At 70.3% G+C, this 18,505-nt stretch carries 14 protein-coding genes; 2 read left to right on the top strand and 12 right to left on the bottom strand.

Annotation, left to right across the window (positions count from 1 at the left end):
* Nucleotides 1–35: 35 nt before the first annotated feature.
* From thpD to CUT39_RS11095, 8 genes are all read right to left on the bottom strand, one after another.
* Nucleotides 36–923, bottom strand: coding sequence for an ectoine hydroxylase (gene thpD, locus CUT39_RS11130; protein ID WP_100446521.1), 888 nt, complete (start codon nucleotides 921–923; stop codon nucleotides 36–38).
* Nucleotides 924–940: 17 nt separating this feature from the next.
* Nucleotides 941–1,354 (bottom strand): ectoine synthase, encoded by a 414-nt coding sequence (locus CUT39_RS11125; RefSeq protein ID WP_100446519.1) that lies wholly within the window; start codon nucleotides 1,352–1,354, stop codon nucleotides 941–943.
* Nucleotides 1,351–2,610 carry a diaminobutyrate--2-oxoglutarate transaminase gene (ectB, locus tag CUT39_RS11120; protein ID WP_100446517.1) on the bottom strand — a complete coding sequence of 420 codons (1,260 nt, stop codon included), beginning with the start codon at nucleotides 2,608–2,610 and terminating at the stop codon, nucleotides 1,351–1,353. The genes CUT39_RS11125 and ectB overlap by 4 nt, the downstream gene beginning before the upstream one ends.
* A 103-nt stretch (nucleotides 2,611–2,713) precedes the next feature.
* Nucleotides 2,714–3,193, bottom strand: a complete 480-nt coding sequence (ectA, locus tag CUT39_RS11115) for a diaminobutyrate acetyltransferase (protein ID WP_232805708.1) — start codon at nucleotides 3,191–3,193, stop codon at nucleotides 2,714–2,716.
* Nucleotides 3,194–3,388: 195 nt separating this feature from the next.
* Nucleotides 3,389–4,315 (bottom strand): MazG family protein, encoded by a 927-nt coding sequence (locus CUT39_RS11110; RefSeq protein ID WP_100446513.1) that lies wholly within the window; start codon nucleotides 4,313–4,315, stop codon nucleotides 3,389–3,391.
* Entirely contained in the window at nucleotides 4,312–4,902 is a 591-nt protein-coding gene (locus tag CUT39_RS11105; protein ID WP_157930620.1) for a hypothetical protein, read from the bottom strand. Before CUT39_RS11105 ends, CUT39_RS11110 begins: the two co-directional genes overlap by 4 nt.
* Before the next feature lie 86 nt (nucleotides 4,903–4,988).
* Nucleotides 4,989–8,594 (bottom strand): transcription-repair coupling factor, encoded by a 3,606-nt coding sequence (mfd, locus tag CUT39_RS11100; RefSeq protein ID WP_100446509.1) that lies wholly within the window; start codon nucleotides 8,592–8,594, stop codon nucleotides 4,989–4,991.
* Nucleotides 8,595–8,704: 110 nt separating this feature from the next.
* Entirely contained in the window at nucleotides 8,705–9,550 is an 846-nt protein-coding gene (locus CUT39_RS11095; protein ID WP_100446507.1) for a metal-dependent hydrolase, read from the bottom strand.
* A 140-nt stretch (nucleotides 9,551–9,690) separates the two neighbouring features.
* Here CUT39_RS11095 and CUT39_RS11090 point away from each other — a divergent pair, with 140 nt between their 5' ends.
* Entirely contained in the window at nucleotides 9,691–10,551 is an 861-nt protein-coding gene (locus CUT39_RS11090) for an arylamine N-acetyltransferase family protein (RefSeq protein WP_157930619.1), read from the top strand.
* Between the two features lie 12 nt (nucleotides 10,552–10,563).
* Here CUT39_RS11090 and ppc read toward each other — a convergent pair whose 3' ends face one another.
* The gene (gene ppc, locus CUT39_RS11085) at nucleotides 10,564–13,320 is read right to left on the bottom strand and encodes a phosphoenolpyruvate carboxylase (protein WP_100446503.1); all 2,757 of its coding nucleotides are present in this window, start codon (nucleotides 13,318–13,320) and stop codon (nucleotides 10,564–10,566) included.
* Nucleotides 13,321–13,617: 297 nt separating this feature from the next.
* On the opposite strand from ppc, the gene cysC reads away from it, so the two are divergent.
* Entirely contained in the window at nucleotides 13,618–15,162 is a 1,545-nt protein-coding gene (gene cysC / locus CUT39_RS11080; protein ID WP_100446501.1) for an adenylyl-sulfate kinase, read from the top strand.
* 3 nt (nucleotides 15,163–15,165) lie between these two features.
* Here cysC and CUT39_RS20290 read toward each other — a convergent pair whose 3' ends face one another.
* The 3 genes from CUT39_RS20290 to CUT39_RS11065 form a co-directional block, all read right to left on the bottom strand.
* Nucleotides 15,166–16,581 carry a hypothetical protein gene (locus CUT39_RS20290; RefSeq protein ID WP_157930618.1) on the bottom strand — a complete coding sequence of 472 codons (1,416 nt, stop codon included), beginning with the start codon at nucleotides 16,579–16,581 and terminating at the stop codon, nucleotides 15,166–15,168.
* A gap of 204 nt (nucleotides 16,582–16,785) precedes the next feature.
* Nucleotides 16,786–17,466, bottom strand: coding sequence for a vitamin K epoxide reductase family protein (locus tag CUT39_RS11070; protein ID WP_198587060.1), 681 nt, complete (start codon nucleotides 17,464–17,466; stop codon nucleotides 16,786–16,788).
* Nucleotides 17,467–17,529: 63 nt separating this feature from the next.
* Nucleotides 17,530–18,402 (bottom strand): SDR family NAD(P)-dependent oxidoreductase, encoded by an 873-nt coding sequence (locus CUT39_RS11065; RefSeq protein WP_100446495.1) that lies wholly within the window; start codon nucleotides 18,400–18,402, stop codon nucleotides 17,530–17,532.
* Nucleotides 18,403–18,505 lie beyond the last annotated feature (103 nt).

The following is an 18,505-nucleotide window of genomic DNA, read 5'->3' as shown; positions in this document are numbered from 1 at the left end:
GCGAGTCGGGGCCGCGGCGTAGGGGTCTCGGCGCGTTAGCGCAGGACCTTCCAGTCGCGAGAACCGAGGAACTCCGGTCTCGGCGACTTCGCGGCGAAGGGCTCGGCCAGCGCGTTGTCGACGCTGTTGAACACGATGAACAGGTTCGAGCGCGGGAACGGCGTGATATTGCCGTTCGAACCGTGCATGCAGTTGCTGTCGAACCAGATGGCCGAGCCGGCGTCGCCGGTGAATTGTTTGATGCCGTGCTTGTCGGCGAGCAGACGCAGGGAGGTCTCGTCGGGCGTCCCGATCTTCTGCTGTTTGAGCGACGACTTGTAGTAGTCGTCTGGAGTCTCGCCCACACATGACACGAAGGTCTTGTGCGATCCGGGCATGATCATCAGCGAGCCGTTGTGATGGTAGTTATCGGTCAGCGCCAGCGAGAGGCTGACCGCGCGCGGCCTGGGCATGCCGTCTTCTGCGTGCCAGGTCTCGAAATCTGAGTGCCAGTAGAAAGGATTGCCACCGAAGCCGGGTTTGTAGTTCACTCGGCTCTGGTGGATATAGACGTCCGATCCCAGGATCTGTCGGGCCGTGCCGGCGATCCGCTCGTCGCGGAGCAGCTCGGCGAAGTATTCCGAGATCTTGTGGACTTCGAACACCGAACGGACTTCTTTGGAGTCTTTCTCCCGGATCACCCGTTCATCCCCGTCAAGGGAGGAGTCCTGCAGCAGCCGGTGCAGCTCCCCCTGCGCAGCCTCGAGCTCGTCGGGCTCGAGAAGCTGGGCGATGTCGGTGAATCCGTTCGCCTCGTGAGCGTCGAGCTGCTCCGCATCGAGCGGACCGTCGTCGGGCTTGCCCCACACGGCCGGGTCGTCGTTGCGGTAGATAAGCTGCGGCTCCTTGGCGACCCGCGTCGGATAACTGTCGCGGGGTGACATGGTTCCTCACTCCTTCATCAGTCGTCTTCGGTCAACAATGGGTAAACGCCGTTCTCGTCGTGGACCTCCCTTCCAGTCACCGGTGGATTGAACACACACACGCACCGTACGTCGGTTTCGGCGACCAGGGTGTGTTTTTCGCCGCCGTTGAGGAGATACATCGTCCCCGGCGACAGCTCGTGGACGTCGCCGGTCTCGCGGTCGTGGAGCTTCCCGCTGCCCTCGATCACGTAGACGGCCTCGGTGTGGTTCGCGTACTGCATCGTCGTCGAGGTACCCGCGAACAGGACCGTGTCATGCATTGAGAACCCGACCCGGTCCCGGGCCAAGAGCAGGCGCCTGGAGCGCCAGGTGCCCTTGGCCCGGTCCCGGTCGTTGCCTTCGACGTCGTTTTCGGTGCCCACCAGGTCGGAGAGACGACGGACGATCATGCGTGCTCCTTCGCAATGGTCTTGACCGCGTCGCGGAGGATCGCGACGCCCTGCTCGAACTCCTCGTAGGACGTGTTCAGCGGCGGCAGGAACTTGACCACCTCGTCCTCGGCGCCCGAAGTCTCCATCAGCAGGCCGTTCTCGAAGCACTCGCGGCACGTCTGCCCCGCGAGCTCGGGCTCTTCGAAGACCAGGCCGCGGGCCAGCCCCTGGCCGCGGGTCGACAGGCCCAGCTCGGGGTGGGCCTCGACGATCTTCCGCAGCTCGCCGTCGAGCCACTCGGCCTTGATTTCGACGGCCTTGGTGAACTGGTCGTCGCGCCAGAACAGGTCCAGCGCCGCGGTGGCGGTGACGAACGCCGGCGCGTAGCCGCGGAAGGTGCCGTTGTGCTCGCCCGGGTCCCACACGTCGAGGTGCTCCCTCATGAGCGTGACGGCGAACGGCAGGCCCAGGCCCGACAGCGACTTGGACAGCGTCACGATGTCGGGCTTGATGCCGGCGCGCTCGAACGAGAAGAACGGACCGGTGCGGCCGCAGCCCATCTGGATGTCGTCGACGATGAACAGCATGTCGTGCTCGTGGCACACGTCCTGGAGCCCGCGCAGCCACTCGGAGGAGGCGACGTTGATGCCGCCCTCGCCCTGGACGGTCTCGACGATGACCGCGGCGGGCTTGTCGAGCCCGGAGCCGGGGTCCTCGAGGAGGCTGCGGAGCCACAGGAAGTCGGGCGTCTGCCCGTCCATGTAGTTGTCGAAGGGCATGGTGGTGCCGTGGTTGAGCGGCACGCCCGCGCCCCCGCGCTTCATCGAGTTCCCGGTGACGGCCAGGGCGCCCAGGGTCATCCCGTGGAAGCCGTTGGTGAAGGAGATGATGGTCTCGCTGCCGGTGTACTTCCGGGCGAGCTTGAGCGCGGCCTCGACGGCGTTGTTGCCGGCCGGGCCCGGGAATTGGACCTTGTAGTCCAGGTCCCTCGGCTCCAGGATCACTTCCTTGAAGGTCTCGAGGAACTTCCGTTTCGCGTCCGAGTACATGTCCAGCGAGTGGATGACGTTGTCCTCGGCCAGATAGTCGAGGAGCGCCTTCTTCAGCGCCGGATGGTTGTGACCGTAGTTGAGCGTCCCCGCTCCGGCGAAGAAGTCGATGTACGACTTCCCGGACTCATCGGTGATGGTGCTGCCCCGCGCGGTGGTGAACACCGTGGGCCAGCCCCGGCAGTAGGAACGGACTTCTGATTCGACCTGTTCGAAAACCTGCATTGTCTCTTTTGGTCGGCCTGATTGGCTGCTCTCCGCTTCCCGGCGACTCGCCGCCGGGCACATACCCGGGCCGGCACTTGTCGGTGCCCGGGTAGGGCGGGGCTCAGTCCGCGAGCGGACCGATGCGGTGAAGCACCTCCGGCTCGTGACCGGAGCCGAGCTCCTGCTCAGAGAACAGCACGTCCAAGCTCATCGCCGTACCGTTCGCCTCGGCGAACGATTCGAACAGCCGCATGGACGCTTTATTGTCCGGAGTTACTGTCGTCTCCACGAAGCGAACCCCATGGGGACGAAGCGCATCGACCACATGGTCGAGCATGCGCCGCGCCAGACCCCGGCGACGGTGGTCCGAAGCCACCGCGACCTGCCACACGAAGTAGACATCGGGCGCGGACGGCCGGAGGTAACCGGTGATGAAGCCCGCCGCACGACCCGCGGCATCGCGGGCGACGACGGAGGTGCCGGCGAAATCGCGGCACCACAGCAGGTAAGCGTACCTGCTGTTGACGTCGAGGTTACCCGCCTGGTTGACGAGTTCCCACAATCGCGGCCCGTCGGAGACGGTCGGCTGACCGAAGGTCAACCCGTCTCCACGGGCCTCCGTACCTTGGACCTGGGTGGCAGGCTCCAACGAGCCTGCGTCACTTGCGTCACCGGGTGGCATGTGAACGACCGTAGCAAACTTCGGGCCCATTGTTAAGCCCAGCCGAACGGTACTGTTAAGTCAGCTACGTTGCTTCCCGGTGAACTCTCGTTACCCTCGGTCACGGCTACATTATCAGGTTCGCTGGTCAAGACCCGCTTTATCGATCAGCGCCCGCCGCAGGGCCAGTTCGGGCTCGACGCCGGCGGCCTTCGCCGCGGCCACGGCTGAGAGAAGGAACTCCCCCACCTCCTCGGCCCCGGGCCCGCAGCCCTCGGGCGGGGCCGGCAGATCCAGCGGGGTCCCGGCGTCCGCGAAGCGGTCGATGACCTTCGAGGCGAGCGCCAGCGACGGCAACTGGCGGGACAGGCCCTCGGCCGGGTGGGTGCGGTGGGGCTTCTCGGCGGCCTTGGCCGCGTGCCAGTGCTCGTAGAGCCGATCGGGGTCGGCCTCGCCCCAGACGTGCGGGTGCCGCCGGATGATCTTGTCGACCAGCCCGCCGGCGACGTCGTCGACGTCGAACTCCCCGCGCCCGGCGGCCAGCCTGGCGTGCAGGACCGGCTGGAACAGCAGGTCGCCCAGCTCCTCCTCCAGCTCCGCCGGATCGCCGCCCGCGATCGCGTCGAGCACCTCGTAGGCCTCCTCGAGCAGGTACGGCCCGAGCGAGTCGTGAGTCTGCTCACGATGCCACGGGCAGCCGCCCTGCTCGGCGTGCAACTGGTCGACGGCCGCGACCAGGTCGAGCAGGCGCGCCCCGGGCGGGTCCCACGACCCGTAGACCACCTCCAGCTCCAGCTCACCGCCCGCGAGGTACTCGGCGAGGGCCTCGCGCAGCTCCTCGTCGCCGTCGTCGGAGACGATCCAGACCCCGCCCTCCTCCAGGAACGAGGCGGCGTCCTCGACCAGACGGACCTCGATCCCGGCCTCGCGCACGGCCGCGACGGTCGGCGAATCCCGGAAGGCCGCCACGGCCTCGGCCTCGTGCAGGGCGTCCCAGGCATCGACGGTGAGCAGCCCGGCCGGGATGCGCGGCGAGGTCAGGAGCCAGACGACGGTGCTCAACGCTGCGGGATCTCCACTTCGAACAGGCCGTCGAGCTCCTCGCTGCCGATGTCGAACGATTCGACTCCGTAGCGCGGATTGACCCGGACGTCGTAATCCTCGATGTAGCCGGACAGCGCGTCGGAGATGCCGGCCATCTGCATCAGGCTCTCCTGGTCGGCGGGCCGCAGCTCGGTGAAATCGGTGCCGAGCTCACTCATGGCCTCGATCTCGGCGTCGGTGAGTTCGCGGGGCTCGGCGCCCTCGTAGATCTGCGAGGAGTAGCCCTCGGCCTCGAGGAAGAGCCCGTGGAGCTCGCTGGTGGCCTGGGAGGTGTCGGGCTCGGACAGGTCCTCGCGCTGGCCGATCTCGGACAGCATGACCCAGATGACCACCTGCTCGCGGTTGGCGCCGTAGTCGAAATCCTCCAGGGCGCCGCCGCTCTCCTCCACCGTGAGGTCGGCGATCTCGTCGACGTAGCCGTCGATCGTGTTCTCGGTGATCCGCTCGTCCCCGACGAACATGGCCGCGCCCTGCATGCTGGAGGAGCACGCCGTCAGCGCTCCCAGCCCGACTGCGGCGATACCGGCCAGTTTCAATGTGCGCACGGTCTTTCCCTTCCAATCCCACTACTGCCCCTGTGAGGTTAGTCGCACGCCCGGTCGACGCCCACCCCGCCCACCCGCCGGATCGATCAGGTCACCTGCGGCGCCTCGACCGGCGGCACCACGTCCGTGATGAGGTCGGCGGTCCATTGGAGCAGGGCGAGGCCCTCCAGCGGTTTGCCGCCGATGCGGGAGGTGGTCGGACGCGGGATGCTGATCAGGCCGGCCGGGGCCTTGTAGTGGGCCTCCGGGTAGTGGCGGGACAGGCGCAGCTCCTTGGAGTCGGGCAGCTCGACCGGCGACAGGCGGAGGTTCTTGCCCTGGAGGGCGACGTCGGTCAGGCCGTGGCGGCGGGCCAGGAGCCGGAAGCGGGCCAGGTGGAACAGGGTCTGGACCTGGTCGGGCGCGGGCCCGTAGCGGTCCTCCATCTCTTCCCGGACCCCTTCGAGCTCCGCCTCGTCGCGGACCTCGGAGATCTTGCGGTACATCTCCAGGCGGAGGCGCTCGACCTCGATGTAGTCGACCGGCACGTTCGCGTCCAGCGGCAGTTCGACCTTGACCGGCGCCGGCGGCTCCTCGGCGCCGCCCTTGAAGGCGGTCACCGCCTCGCCGACCATGCGCAGGTACAGGTCGAAGCCGACGTCGGCGATGTGGCCGGACTGCTCGGCGCCCAGCAGGTTGCCGGCGCCGCGGATCTCCAGGTCCTTCATCGCCACGTACATGCCCGCGCCCAGCTCGGCGTGCTGGGCGATGGTCGCCAACCGCTCGTGGGCGGTGTCCGACAGCGGGGTCTCGGGCGGGTAGAGGAAGTAGGCGTAGGCCCGGTCGCGGCTGCGGCCGACGCGGCCGCGGATCTGGTGGAGCTGGGACAGGCCGAGCAGGTCGGCCCGCTCCACGATCAGGGTGTTCGCGTTGGGGATGTCTATGCCCGACTCGATGATCGTCGTCGAGACCAGCACGTCGAACTCGCCCTCCCAGAATCCCTGCATGATCTGCTCGAGCCGGCCCTCGCCCATCTTGCCGTGGGCGACCGCGACGCGCGCCTCTGGCACGAGCTCGCGCAGGCGGGTCGCGGCCCGGTCGATCGATTCGACCCGGTTGTGGAGGTAGAACACCTGGCCGTCGCGCAGCAGCTCGCGGCGGATCGCCGCCGCCACCTGCTTGGACTCCCAGGCGCCCACGTAGGTCAGGACCGGGTGGCGCTCCTCGGGCGGGGTGGCGATGGTCGACATCTCGCGGATACCGGTCACCGCCATCTCCAGGGTCCGCGGGATGGGCGTGGCGGACATGGTGAGCACGTCCACGGCCGCGCGCAGGGCCTTGAGTTTCTCCTTGTGCTCCACGCCGAATCGCTGCTCCTCGTCGACGACGATCAGCCCCAGGTCCTTGAAGCGGGTCTCCGCCTGCAGGAGCCGGTGGGTGCCGATGAGGATGTCGATGTCGCCGTTGGCGATGCCCTCCTGGATCCGGGCGGCCTCCCGCGCGGACTGGAAACGCGAGAGCTGCCTGATCCGCACCGGGAACTGCCCCATGCGCTCGGTGAAGGTCGTGTAGTGCTGGCTCGCCAGGAGGGTGGTGGGCACCAGGACCGCGACCTGCTTGCCCTCCTGCACCGCCTTGAACGCGGCGCGCACGGCCACCTCGGTCTTGCCGTAGCCCACGTCGCCCATCACCAGGCGGTCCATCGGCACCCGCGACTCCATGTCGCGCTTGGAGTCGATGATCGCCGACAACTGGTCGGGGGTCTCGATGAACGGGAAGGAGTCCTCGAGCTCGCGCTGCCACGGCGTATCCGGTTCGAACGCGTGGCCCTGGGACGACTGCCGGGCGGCGTAGAGCTGGATCAGCTCGGCGGCGATCTCGCGGACGGCCCTGCGCGCCCGCCGCTTGGTCTTCTGCCAGTCGGTCCCGCCCAGCTTGTGGATGGTGGGCTGCTCCCCGCCGACGTACCGGGTCAACTGGTCGAGCGAGTCGGTCGGCACGAACAGGCGGTCGCCCGGCTGGCCCCGCTTGGAGGCGGCGTACTCGATCACCAGGTACTCGCGCTCGGCGCCGCCGATGCTGCGCCGCACCATCTCCACGTACTTGCCGACCCCGTGGGCGTCGTGGACGACGAAGTCACCGGGCCGCAGTTCGAGCGGGTCGACCTGGCCGCGCCGCTTCACGGCCTTGCCCTTGCGGGGCCGCTGGGCGGCCAGGGCCTTGCCGCCGGCGATGTCGGAGGCGGTGACGGCCACGACCCCGGCCGCGTCGTCGACGAAGCCGACCGCCAGGGTGCCGACGCAGGCGACCACCTCGCCGGGCCGGAAGGACTCGGGCCGCTCGGCCAGGTGCGCGCCGACCCCGGCCGCGCGCAACTGCTCGGCGGCGCGCTCGGCGCCGCCGAGCGCCGGGTAGACGACCGCGACCGCGCGCCCGGCCTGCGTCCAGGTCCGCATGTCGGCGGTGAGCTTGGCCGAGTCGCCGTGGTAGCGCGGCGCCTCGGTGATGCCGAGGTCGACCGTGATCGAATCGTCGGCCGCCTCGGCGCCGGATCCCTCACCGGTGATCGCGGCCAGCTCGTCGGCGAGCGGATCGGATTCGGGCGCGGCCGAGAACGGCGACACGGTCCACCAGCGCTGGCCGCGGCCGAGCGCGGTCTGCCGCGCCTCGGCCAGGTCCCGGAAGATGCCCGCACCGAGGTCGACGGGAGCCTCGGCCCCGGCCGCCGCGGCGGTCCAGGACGCCTCCAGGAACTCGTTGGAGGTGGCGACCAGGTCGACCGCGCGGGAGCGGATGCGTTCGGGCTCGACGGCGATCACGAGCGTCTCGCGCGGGAGGGTCTCGCTGAACAGCTCCAGGTGGTCCGCCCCGACCAGGGCGGGCATCAGCGACTCCATGCCTTCGGCGGGGATGCCCTCGCTGAGCTTGGCGCACATGTCGGCCAGGCCCGGATGGGTCTCGGCGAGCTCGGCGGCCCTGGCGCGGACCCGGTCGGTCAGCAGCAGTTCGCGGCAGGCGGTCGCTCGCACCTCGTCGGCCGCCTCCAGGGAGCGCTGGTCGGCGACGGAGAACTCGCGGATGGCGTCGACCTCGTCGCCGAAGAACTCCAGGCGCAGCGGGTGCTGCGCGGTGGGCGGGAAGAGGTCGAGGATCCCGCCGCGCACGGCGAACTCGCCGCGCTTCTCCACCAGGTCGACCCGCTCGTAGGCGAGGTCGAGGAGTCGCTCGGCGAGCTCGGTCAGGTCGTGCTCGTCGCCGCGGCGCAGGCGGACCGGCTCCAGCGCGCCCAGGCCCTTGAGCTGGGGCTGGAGCGCGCCGCGCACGGGAGTGACGATGACGCGCGGCACGTCGCCGTCGTGGATGCGGTGCAGCAGCTCCAGGCGGGTGCCGACGGTGTCCGACCGCGGTGAGAGGCGCTCGTGCGGGAGGGTCTCCCAGGCCGGGTAGAGCGCGATGTCGTCCTCGGGGACGAAGGAGCCGAGCGCCTCGGTGAGCTCCTCGGCCTCGCGCGAGGTGGCGGTGACCACCAGGATCGGCCCCGGCGCGTGCCCGGCGGCCCGGGCGATGGCGAGCGGCCGGGCGCCGGGGACGGCGATGATGTCGACCGGCCGGTCCGAGTCGGCCGCCAGCTCGGCGACGCGGGCCAGCTTGGGCGAGGCCCCGGTGGCGTCGAGCAGGCTGGTGAGCTTGGAACTGGCTTGGCCTTCGGACATGGTGTTCCCTCGCGGGTGAGCTCTGGGCATGCTGACGGGCCGGAGCCGGCGGTGCGCGCGGCTCCGGGAACCGGTCGAGTCTACCTCTCGGCGCCTTCGCGCCTCGCGAGCTAAGGCGATGTGCCGGAGTCTCCGGCGGTCTCGGCGACCGCGTTGCCGAAGAGCAGCTCCTGCACCTCGGGGAGGTTGTAGAACATGCCGAGGACGACCACGCCGGTGAGGATCGGCAGCAGGATCCGGTTCTCGCCCTTGCCGCCGGCGCGGAGGGCGATGTCCCTGGGCAGGCCGACGTCCTGCCAGAGGCGCTTCTTGATCGGGACGGGGAACAGCAGCGGCGACCCCATCTTGGTGATCATGTCGCCGAGGATGTGGATGAAGCAGCCGATGCCCATCGCCAGGCCCATGAGCCAGTAGGAGCGTTCCTCGGGCAGCAGGCGGTACATGCCGTAGGAGGCGGCGAGGGCGGCGCCGGTGGTGATCAGCCAGCCCTTCTTGTTGACCGCCGAGGGGAGCAGTCCGCGTACGGCCAGTCCGGTGAGCACGAACAGGATCGCGATGACCGCGGGTTTGCCGAACTGGGCCGCCAGCAGGCCGGTCCCGGCGCCCATCAGCCCGGCGTGGACGGCGGTGTGCGTGAAGGTCCGGTGGCCGTTGCTTCGCTTCTTGTCTTTTTTGGTCTTGGTCAGCAGGTAGAACCAGTAGCAGAGCCGTTCGACGCACTCGGCCACCAGGAGCGAGGCCACGCCGAAGGAACGGGCCACTGTGGACCCTCCCTTGTTCTCGGTGACCTTGCCGGCGCAGTCGATGTCGGGGTAGAGGGCGGCGCCGGAGACGGCGATGGTGCCGACCACGAGTTCGGCGGAGGACTGGTCGATCCCGAAGGCGATGTCGGCGACGGCCGACCCTGCGAGCCACAGGGCGGCGCCCGACATGGCGTGGGTGGGGCCCATGACCATATTGGGGACTCTCCTTCAAAGAGGGCGGTTCCGGGAGGGACGGTGAGACTATGCCACACCGCCGCAACGGCTCTGGCCGCACCTGGGACGGTATTCGATGACTGCGACATTCGGACCCGGTCGCGCGCTACCGTCGAGGGGTGTTCACCTCAGCCCAACTCGACGCCTACCTGGAGCGGATCGGGCTCCGCACCGCTCGGCGAACCGGCCTGCGCACCCTGGTCGCCCTCCACCGGGCGCACATCGAGGCCATCGCCTACGAAAGCCTGGACATCCACTTGGGACGGCCAATCCGGCTGGAGCGGGACGCCCTGTTCGAGAAGCTGGTCGAGCGGCGGCGCGGCGGCTTCTGCTACGAGCAGAACGAGGTGATGGCGCACGCCTTGGAGGCGATGGGATTCGAGGTGGTGCGGATGCGCGGCGGCGTGGCGCGGGCCGTGCACGGCGACCGCGAATGGTTCAACCACCTGCCGCTCCTGGTGCGCCTCAAGAAGGGCGACTACCTGGCCGACGCCGGGCTGGGCCTGGGATTCTGCGATCCGCTGCCGCTGGCCGAAGGCAGCCACCGGGTCGGTTCGTTCAACTTCAGCCTCCGGCGGCTCGACGAGCGGCTGTGGCGCTGCTCGCTCGACCCGCGCGTGGAACTGCTGAGTTTCGACTTCGACCTGTCCCCCAGGCGGATCGAGGACTACGGTCCCAAATGCCGCGAACTGGAGACCTCCCCGGAGTCGGGATTCGTGAAGACCTTGGCGGTCGAGCGCCCGCGGCCGCACGAGGTGCGGGCGCTCCGCGCCCGCACCCTGACCGTCCACGATCCGAAGCTGCCCGACGGCAAGTCGGTCGCCACCGTCGAGACCGCCGAGGAGTTCGGCCGGCTGCTCACCGACGAATTCGGCCTGGCCCTGACCGGGGCCGAGATCGCCGAGCTGTGGCCCCGGGCCTGCGAGCAGCACCGGCGGCATCTGGCCGAGCAGGAGGAGAAGGCCGCCCACTCGGCCTGACCGCGTTCGGGTTCAGCCGGTGTTGCGCAGCCCGGCGGCGATGCCGTTGACGGTGATGAGCAGCGCCCGCTTGAGCTGCGGGTCGGCTTCGCCGTCGCGGCCGCCATCGGAGCGGTAGCGCTTGAGCAGCGAGATCTGCAGGTGGTGCAGCGGCGCCAGGTAGCGGTCTCGGACCTCCAGCGTGCGAGCCAGTTGCGGATTGGACTCCAGCAGCTCCCCTTCGCCGGTCAGCGCCAGGATCTCGGCGACGGTCCGCTCGTGCTCGTCCTTGATGACCTGGAAGATCGGCCGCAGGTCCTCCGGGACCAGGGTCGCCACGTACTGGGAGGCGATCTCCAGATCGGTCTTGGCCAGCGTCATCTCCACGTTGGAGATGAAGTTGCGGAAGAAGTGCCACTTGCCGTGCATCTCGGCGATCTCGTCGCCGAGGCCGGCTTCGCGGGCGGCCGCGAGGCCCGAGCCGACGCCGAACCAGCCGGGCACGATCTGCCGCGACTGGGTCCAGCCGAACACCCACGGGATCGCGCGCAGGCCCTCGAGGCCCGCCTCGGTGTTGGGGCGCTTGGCCGGGCGCGAACCGATGTTCAGCGCACCGAGCAGCTCGGTGGGGCTCACCGCCCAGAAGTAGTCCGACAGGCCCGGGCGGCCGGTCAGGTCGCGGTAGGCGGCCTTGGCGGCCTCGGAGGTCCGGTCCATGACCGAGAACCAGCGGCCCAGCACGTCGGGCCGGTGGCGCGGCTCGGTGTGCAGCAGGGTCGCCTTGAGCGAGGCCGCGACCGTCAGCTCCAGGTTCTCGCGGGCCAGAGCGGGGAGGGTGTACTTGTCGGACAGGACCTCGCCCTGCTCGGTGATCTTGATGGCGCCGTCGAGGGTGCCCGAGGGCTGGGAGAGGATCGCCTCGTGGGTGGGACCGCCGCCGCGGCCGATGGTGCCGCCGCGGCCGTGGAACAGGCGCAGCCGCACCCCGTGCTTGGAGGCGACGTCCCGCAACTGGCGCTGGGCGGCCTGGATGGACCACTGGCTGGTGGTGATGCCCGACTCCTTGTTGGAGTCGGAGTATCCGAGCATGACCTCCTGGATGTCGCCGCGGGCGGCGACGATGGCGCGGTAGGCGGGCAGGCTCAGCAGGCGGTCGATGAGCTCGTCGGCCCCGGCCAGTTCCTCGACGCCCTCGAGCAGCGGCACGAAGCCGATGTCGGCCCGGCCGCGGGCGACGTCGAGCAGTCCGGCGTCGCGGGCGAGGATGGCCGGTGCGAGCACGTCGGCCGGCTCGTGGGTCATGGAGATGACGTAGGACTCCACGATCGACTTGCCGAACTGGTGCTGGGCGTCCTTGATGGCGTGGAAGACGTCGAAGGTCTTGCGGTTGGCGTCGGTGAGCTCGACCTCGTGCGGGGCGAGGGGGCGGCGTCCGGACAGCTCGCGGGAGAGCAGCGCGTCGCGCTCGTCGTCGGTCAGTTCGCCGTAGGGCTTGTCGAGCTCGTCGGAGGCGTCGTAGAGCTCGGCGAGGACGGCGTGGTGGGCCGCGGAGTGCTCGCGTACGTCCATCGTGGCCAGTTGGAGGCCGAAGGCGGCGACGGTGCGCATGACCTTGTCCAGCACGCCCTTGGCGACGAGCTGGCCGCGCTGCCTGGCGAGGGAGTCGCGCATGACCTGGAGGTCGGAGAGGAGTTCGCGGCCGTCGGCGTAGTCGATGCCGGGCCGGTGGGGCAGGTCCTCGGCGTGGCGGGTGCGGGTGTTGGCGAGCTTGGCGGCGATCGCGCGGGCCTTGAGCCGGTAGGGCTCCTCGCCGTGGATGCGCATGTAGCGCTCGGGGATGTTGTCGAGGCGCTCGAGGTCGGCCGCGACCGAGTCGAGCAGTTCCTGCGAGGCCGGGCGGACGGCCTGGGAGACCGACAGTTCGTTGATCAGTTGGGCGATAGCGCCCTCGGCGGCGGCGATGCCGTGCTCGTGCTGCATCAGGAGCACTTGCCGGGTGACCTCGGGGGTGACGAAGGGGTTGCCGTCGCGGTCGCCGCCGATCCAGGTGCCGAACTGGAGCGGGGCCGAGCCGGGGCGCGGGGAGCCGCCGAGGTCGGTGAGGGTGGCGTTGAGGTCGGTCAGGACGCGGGCGGCGGCGTCGCGGTACAGGTCGGTGAGGTAGTAGATGGCGTTCCGGGCCTCGTCGGTGGGCTCGGGCTTGTCGACGCGCAGTTCGTCGGTCTGCCACAGCAGGTCGATGATCTCGGCCAGGCGGGCGTTGACCGCGTCCACGTCGGCCGAGCCGACGACGGCGTGCTCGGCGGCCTCCTCGTCCAGCAGATCGGCGATGCCGCGGAGCTTGACCAGGATCGACCGTCGGGCCGCCTCGGTGGGGTGGGCGGTGAAGGTGGGACGGACCTCGAGGCGCTCGGCCGCGGCGGCGATCTGCGCCGGGGGGATGTTCTCGTGGGTGATGTCGGCGCGGGCCTGGGCGAGCCAGCCGCCGTTCTCGGCGCGGCCGCGGCGCATGTCGCGGGCCCGGTGGACCTGCTCGGTGATGTTGGCCAGGTGGAAGTAGGTGGCGAACGCGCGGGCGAGGTGGACCTCCTCGGTGACCTCCAGCTTCGCCAGGCGGGCGGCGACGGCGTCGGGCTGGTCGCGGACGAGTCCGCGGACCTCCTCGACCAGATCGAGCAGTTGGGGCCCCTCCTGCCGCACCAGGGCCTGGCCCAGGAGGTTCCCGAGCCTGCGGATGTCTCGGCGAAGCTGCTTCTCATCGGCTTCGCGAGGGGTCTCGAAGTAGTCCATGGAGTTCTCCAGTGGGTGATGTGGGCAAACCCGTCGGGGCCGCTCGCGCCGACGCCGATGTCCGCGGTCACTGCTCTACTACGCTGCATTGTCGCCCGGGCGGCACGGATTCGAGGCCGCAAATGGGCGCAGCCAGCGTAACTTACGCGTATCGGCGCTGCCAGTGCCTCATCCGCGATGCGGGACGCGACTCGGTCGCCGCGGGTGAGGAGCGGCTCGGTTCGGTGGCATACCCTGGTGCTGCCACCGGATTCGAATGCCGACGGTCCGATCACTGCGAAGGGATCGCACACGACGATGTCTGACTGGGTTCTGCCCGACGAGGTGCTCGCCGAGGCACCGAGCCACACTCCGCTGCCGCACGAGCTGGCGGACCTGGAGCTGCTGCTCTGCGGCGCGTACGCGCCGCTGAGCGGTTTCATGAGCGAGGCCGAGTCGCGGCGGGTGGCCCGCTCCGGCACGCTGCCGGACGGCACGGCCTGGCCGGTGCCGGTGACGCTGGACGTGCCGACCGATATCGCCGGGCGGCTCGACGGCCCCGACCCGAGGCGGCGGGTGCTGCGGATCACCGACCCCGAGGGAGCGCCGGTGGCGGCGGTCGAATGCCATTCGCTGGACGCGCTCGGCCCGGACATGGTCCGCGTCGGCGGTCCGGTGCGGCGCATCGCCGACGCCGCGCACGGGGTGTTCATCGGGCTGCGCGCCACCCCGGAGCAGGCGCGGACGACCTACACCAAGCCGCGGGTGCTGGCGCTGGTGGCCGATCGGCCGCTGCACCGGCCCCAATTGGCGCAGTTGGCCCGGGCCGCGCACAACCTGGCCGCGCACGTGCTGGTGATGATCCCCACCGGCGACGAGCTGGGCGGCGACAAGGCGCTGCGGCTGCCCACGGCGGCGCTGGTGCGGAGCATCCTGGCCGCCAAGGACCGGCTGACGACGGCGACGGTGCTGACTGTGCCGCTGTCCAAGCGCGGCGACCGAATCCGCGACGGGCTCCTGACCGCGAAGGTCGCCGCCGCGTACGGGGCGACCCACCTCATGACCGGGCCCGACGGTCTCGGCGGCGGCGACGGGGTGCGGGCGATGGTGCCGCGCGATCTGGCCTACGACACCCGCGACGGCCAGTGGCGGCCGATCGAGGACATCGAGCCGCCGTTCAGGCGCAGCGCCCTGACCAACGCCGAGATCGCCGACATGCTGGACCGCGGCTTCGGCCTGCCCGAGTGGCACACCCCGCCGAGCGTGGCCGCCGAGCTGCGCAAGGCGCGCCCGCCGCGGCGGCACCGCGGCTTGGTGCTGTTCTTCACGGGCCTGTCCGGCTCGGGCAAGTCGACCATCTCCCGAGGGGTGTACGAGTCGCTGCTGGAGGACGGCAGCCGCACCGTGTCGCTGTTCGACGGCGACGTGGTGCGTCGGCTCCTGTCGTCCGGACTGGGCTTCTCCAAGGCCGACCGGTCGATGAACATCCGCCGGATCGGGTTCGTGTCCGCCGAGGTCGCGCGCCACGGCGGCATCGGCATGGCCGCCCCCATCGCCCCGTACGAGTCCGACCGGGCCGAGGCCCGCCGCATGGCCGAGGCCGCCGGTGCCGACTTCGTGCTCGTCCACGTCTCCACGCCGCTGGAGGTGTGCGAGGCGCGCGACCGCAAGGGCCTGTACGCCCGGGCCCGCGCCGGGCAGATCGCCGAGTTCACCGGCATCTCCGACCCCTACGAGGCGCCCTCGGACGCCGAGATGACCATCGACACCACCGACATGAGCGTTGCCGAGGCCGTCGAGCAGGTCATCGAGCACCTCTCCGACGGCGGTTGGCTCGAGCCCACCGGCATGAAGCTCACCTAGGGTTCATCTTCCCGGCTGCAACCGGGAGCCCGAGGCGCGCGTTCTGGGAACGACACCGACCACGCCGATCGCAGGCCGTCCTCTCGGAGAACCCCCATGCCGCCGAACGCTCACCGCCTGACCTCGTTGATCCGCCGGCACGTCCGGCCGCCGATCGAGACCCGGACCGAACCGGGCCTCGCCGAGGACCTGATCCCGGCCGCCGACGACTGCGGGCACCTGCTGTGGGCGCGCGGGTTCCTGCTGACCGAGACCGACCACACCGAGCCGGTCGCGCACTGGCGGCGGCTGCGGCTGGGCCGCCGGCTGCTGTCCTACGACCCGCGGTCGCCGATCGCCGTCGCCCGGGCCGGAGGGGCCTGGACGGCGATCCTGGGCCGGGCGATCGACCTGGAGACCTGGGATCACGACCCGGCGTCGATCGCCGCCTCGCTCCTGCGGGCGCGGTTCGCCGGACCCGAGGCGATGCTCGACCGGCTCGAGATGCTCTCGGGCCGCTACGCGGTCTTCTACGGCGACGCCGAATCGGCGTCCGTCCAGACCGACGCCGCCGGGATGCGAGCGGTGTTCTACGAGCAGGGCGCCCCCTCGCCGTGCGTCGCCTCCCACGCCGGGCTGGTCGCCGAGCGACTGGACGCCGGACCTTCGGCCTTCCCCGACCCGAGCGCACTGCGCAACGAGTACGGCGCGTACGCCCTGCCCGGCCGGGCGACCACCCACGAGGGCGTGGTCGTGCTGACGCCCAGCACCGAACTCGACCTGGACACCGGAGCCGTGCGGCGCTGCTTCCCGCGCGAGCGCCAGGAGACCCGCAGCGCCGAAGCGGTCGTCGACGAGATCCTGCCGCTCCTGCACGGCCAGCTCGAGGTGCTGACCGGCACCGGCCGCCTGGAGGTCTCCCTGACCGCCGGGCTCGACAGTCGGACCACCCTGGCGCTGACCAGGCCGTTCGTAGACCGGCTCTCCTACTTCACCTACGACGTCCCCGGCGGCAAGGGGCCCTCCCGGCGACTGGTGCAGCGCGACGTGGCGACCGCCGCCGAACTGGCCGAGCGGTTCGGGCTCGAGCACCACCGCATCGAGGTGGCCGGGCGGAGGCCGCCCGAACCGCTGGGCTCGATCATGCACCGTAACTCCCCCCGGCTGAGCAACCCCGGCATGGCCGCCGCCCACCGCGGACAGCCGGGCGAACGCGGCCTCCACCTCCGGTCGAACCTGTACGAAATCGGCCGCGCCTACTACCGCGCCAAGCGCAAGGAGCCGAAGTCCCTCCGTCCGGGCCACATGGCGCTGCTGCTGACCAAGCGCAAGTCCCGGCCCGAGGCGTTCGAGCGGGCGTTCGCCGAATTCACCGCCGCCACCGACTTCAACACCGCGCAGCGCCTCTACGACCCGCTCGACCTGTTCTACTGGGAACACCGCTCCGGCACGTGGCTCAACGCCCACCTGACCGAGAGCGACATCGCATTCGACACGTTCATCCTGGTCAACTCCAGGCACATGTACCGGCTGCTGCTGTCGGCGCCGCAGGCCGACCGGGCCTCCGGGAAGGTGTTCCGGGAACTCATGCGCCGCAGTTGGCCCGAGGTGCTCCAGGTCCCGGTCAACGGCGAACCGCTCGCCTTAGAGCAGCGTCGACCAGTAGTCCCAGAAGCCGGTGCCGACGACCGCCAGCACCGCACCGTACAGGACGGCCAACCCGACCCAGTGGAAACGCAGCAGGTCGTCGACCGGGCCGCGCCAGTCCTCACCGACCGGGATCGCCCGGCTCCGCAGGTTGTAGACCGTGGTGAACCAGAAGATCGGCAGCACCACCGCCCAGACGGCCATGCACCACGGGCACAGCACCCCGATCCGGTACACCGACTGGTAGATCAGCCAGGCCACGAACGCCAGGCCGCCCAGCGCCCCCAGGTTGAACCCGAGCATGATCCAGCGCGGCGGCTCCGACCGCGCCAGCAGCAGTACCCCGGTGTAGACCACGAACGGGAACGCCATCAGCCCGACCAGCGGGTTCGGGAAGCCGAACGCCGAGGCCTGCCAGGTGTCCATGACGGTGCCGCACGACAGCACCGGGTTGAAATCGCAGGAGATCACGTGCCCGGGATCGACCAGGGACGCCACCCGCTCGTAGGCCAGGTCGAAGGCCGCCCCCAGCCCCACCAGGCCGCCGAGCAGCAGCACCAGCCCGGCGCCGATGCGCCCCTTGATCTCTCGCCTGGTCTCCCCGAAGGCCTCGTCCATCGCCGCCGTCCGTGTCGCAGTCTGGGTCCGGATGACACTGGTGGCATCGTAGATCGGCATCGTCATGCCGGACTAACGACCGCCGTGCCCCCGAGGTTGCGGACTCACGTCCCATTTCGCCGTTCAGGCCCGGATGCCGGCCCCGCCGTCGACGACCAGGGTCTGGCCGGTCACGAACGACGCCGACGGGGCGCAGAAGAACGCCGCGGCCGCCGCGATCTCCTCGGGAGTGCCAGGCCGGCCCATCGGGCCGTCCAGGCCGCGCTGCAGCTCGTTGACCGTCGAGGAGCCGGTCCGCACCAGGCCCGGCGCCACCGCGTTGACCGTCACCCCGTCGGCGATCACCTCGGTGGCCAGGGCCCTGGTCAGGCCCGACACGCCCGCCTTCGCGGCGGCGTAGGCGGCCTCGGCCGGCACCGCCTGGATCACGCCGATCGCCGCGGCGATGTTCACCACCCGGCCCCAGCCGCGCTCGGCCATGCCCTGCACGAACGCGCGGGAGACCAGGAACGCGGTGTCGAGGTTGCGGCGCATCTCGTTCTGCCAGTCCTCGTACGACAACTGCGCGACCGGCTTGACCACGGCCGGATCCGACTTCGAGGTCAGTCCCGCGTTGTTGACGACGATGTCGACCTCGCCCATGGAGTCGGTGATCGCGTCGCCCAGCCCGCCGACCTCGGCCTCGTCGGCCAGGTCGGCCACGAAACCGACCGCGTCGATCTCCCCGGCCCGCTCGTGGATCCGCTTGGTGGTCGACACGATCGCGACCGCGGCGCCGAGCAGGCGCAGCCGGGTCGCGATGGCGTATCCGATCCCGTCCGGAGCTCCGGCACCGGTCACCAGCGCGACCTTCCCGGCGAGGGAGTCGAGCTCCTGGATGCGCCCGAGCCGGGCCTCGTTCTCCTCGGAGTCTTCGTTCGCCGGCGGCAGGTCGATCACCTCGGCGAGACCGGCGGTTCGGTCGTTCGGCGCTTGCCTGGGGCGCGGTGAGTTCATGGGGGCAGTCTCTCATGCACAGATGGCCGAACACAGCACCGGCGGGCCGCTCCGGCGCGAAACCGGCGCATTCGGGACGGGATGCGGTGATCGGCAGCCGCCG

The organism is Glycomyces xiaoerkulensis, assembly GCF_002798405.1.
Lineage (GTDB): Bacteria > Actinomycetota > Actinomycetes > Mycobacteriales > Micromonosporaceae > Glycomyces > Glycomyces xiaoerkulensis.
Note: the sequence above shows the minus strand (reverse complement) of the source record. Positions and strands in the feature narration are given on the sequence as shown.

Excerpts from the sequence above, each read along its gene's own strand:
- ppc (WP_100446503.1), bottom strand. The coding sequence starts at position 13,320 with ATGGACTACTTCGAGACCCCTCGCGAAGCCGATGAGAAGCAGCTTCGC.
- CUT39_RS11125 (WP_100446519.1), bottom strand. The coding sequence starts at position 1,354 with ATGATCGTCCGTCGTCTCTCCGACCTGGTGGGCACCGAAAACGACGTC.
- thpD (WP_100446521.1), bottom strand. The coding sequence starts at position 923 with ATGTCACCCCGCGACAGTTATCCGACGCGGGTCGCCAAGGAGCCGCAG.
- ectB (WP_100446517.1), bottom strand. The coding sequence starts at position 2,610 with ATGCAGGTTTTCGAACAGGTCGAATCAGAAGTCCGTTCCTACTGCCGG.
- mfd (WP_100446509.1), bottom strand. The coding sequence starts at position 8,594 with ATGTCCGAAGGCCAAGCCAGTTCCAAGCTCACCAGCCTGCTCGACGCC.
- CUT39_RS11095 (WP_100446507.1), bottom strand. The coding sequence starts at position 9,550 with ATGGTCATGGGCCCCACCCACGCCATGTCGGGCGCCGCCCTGTGGCTC.
- cysC (WP_100446501.1), top strand. The coding sequence starts at position 13,618 with ATGTCTGACTGGGTTCTGCCCGACGAGGTGCTCGCCGAGGCACCGAGC.
- CUT39_RS11070 (WP_198587060.1), bottom strand. The coding sequence starts at position 17,466 with ATGCCGATCTACGATGCCACCAGTGTCATCCGGACCCAGACTGCGACA.
- CUT39_RS11065 (WP_100446495.1), bottom strand. The coding sequence starts at position 18,402 with ATGAACTCACCGCGCCCCAGGCAAGCGCCGAACGACCGAACCGCCGGT.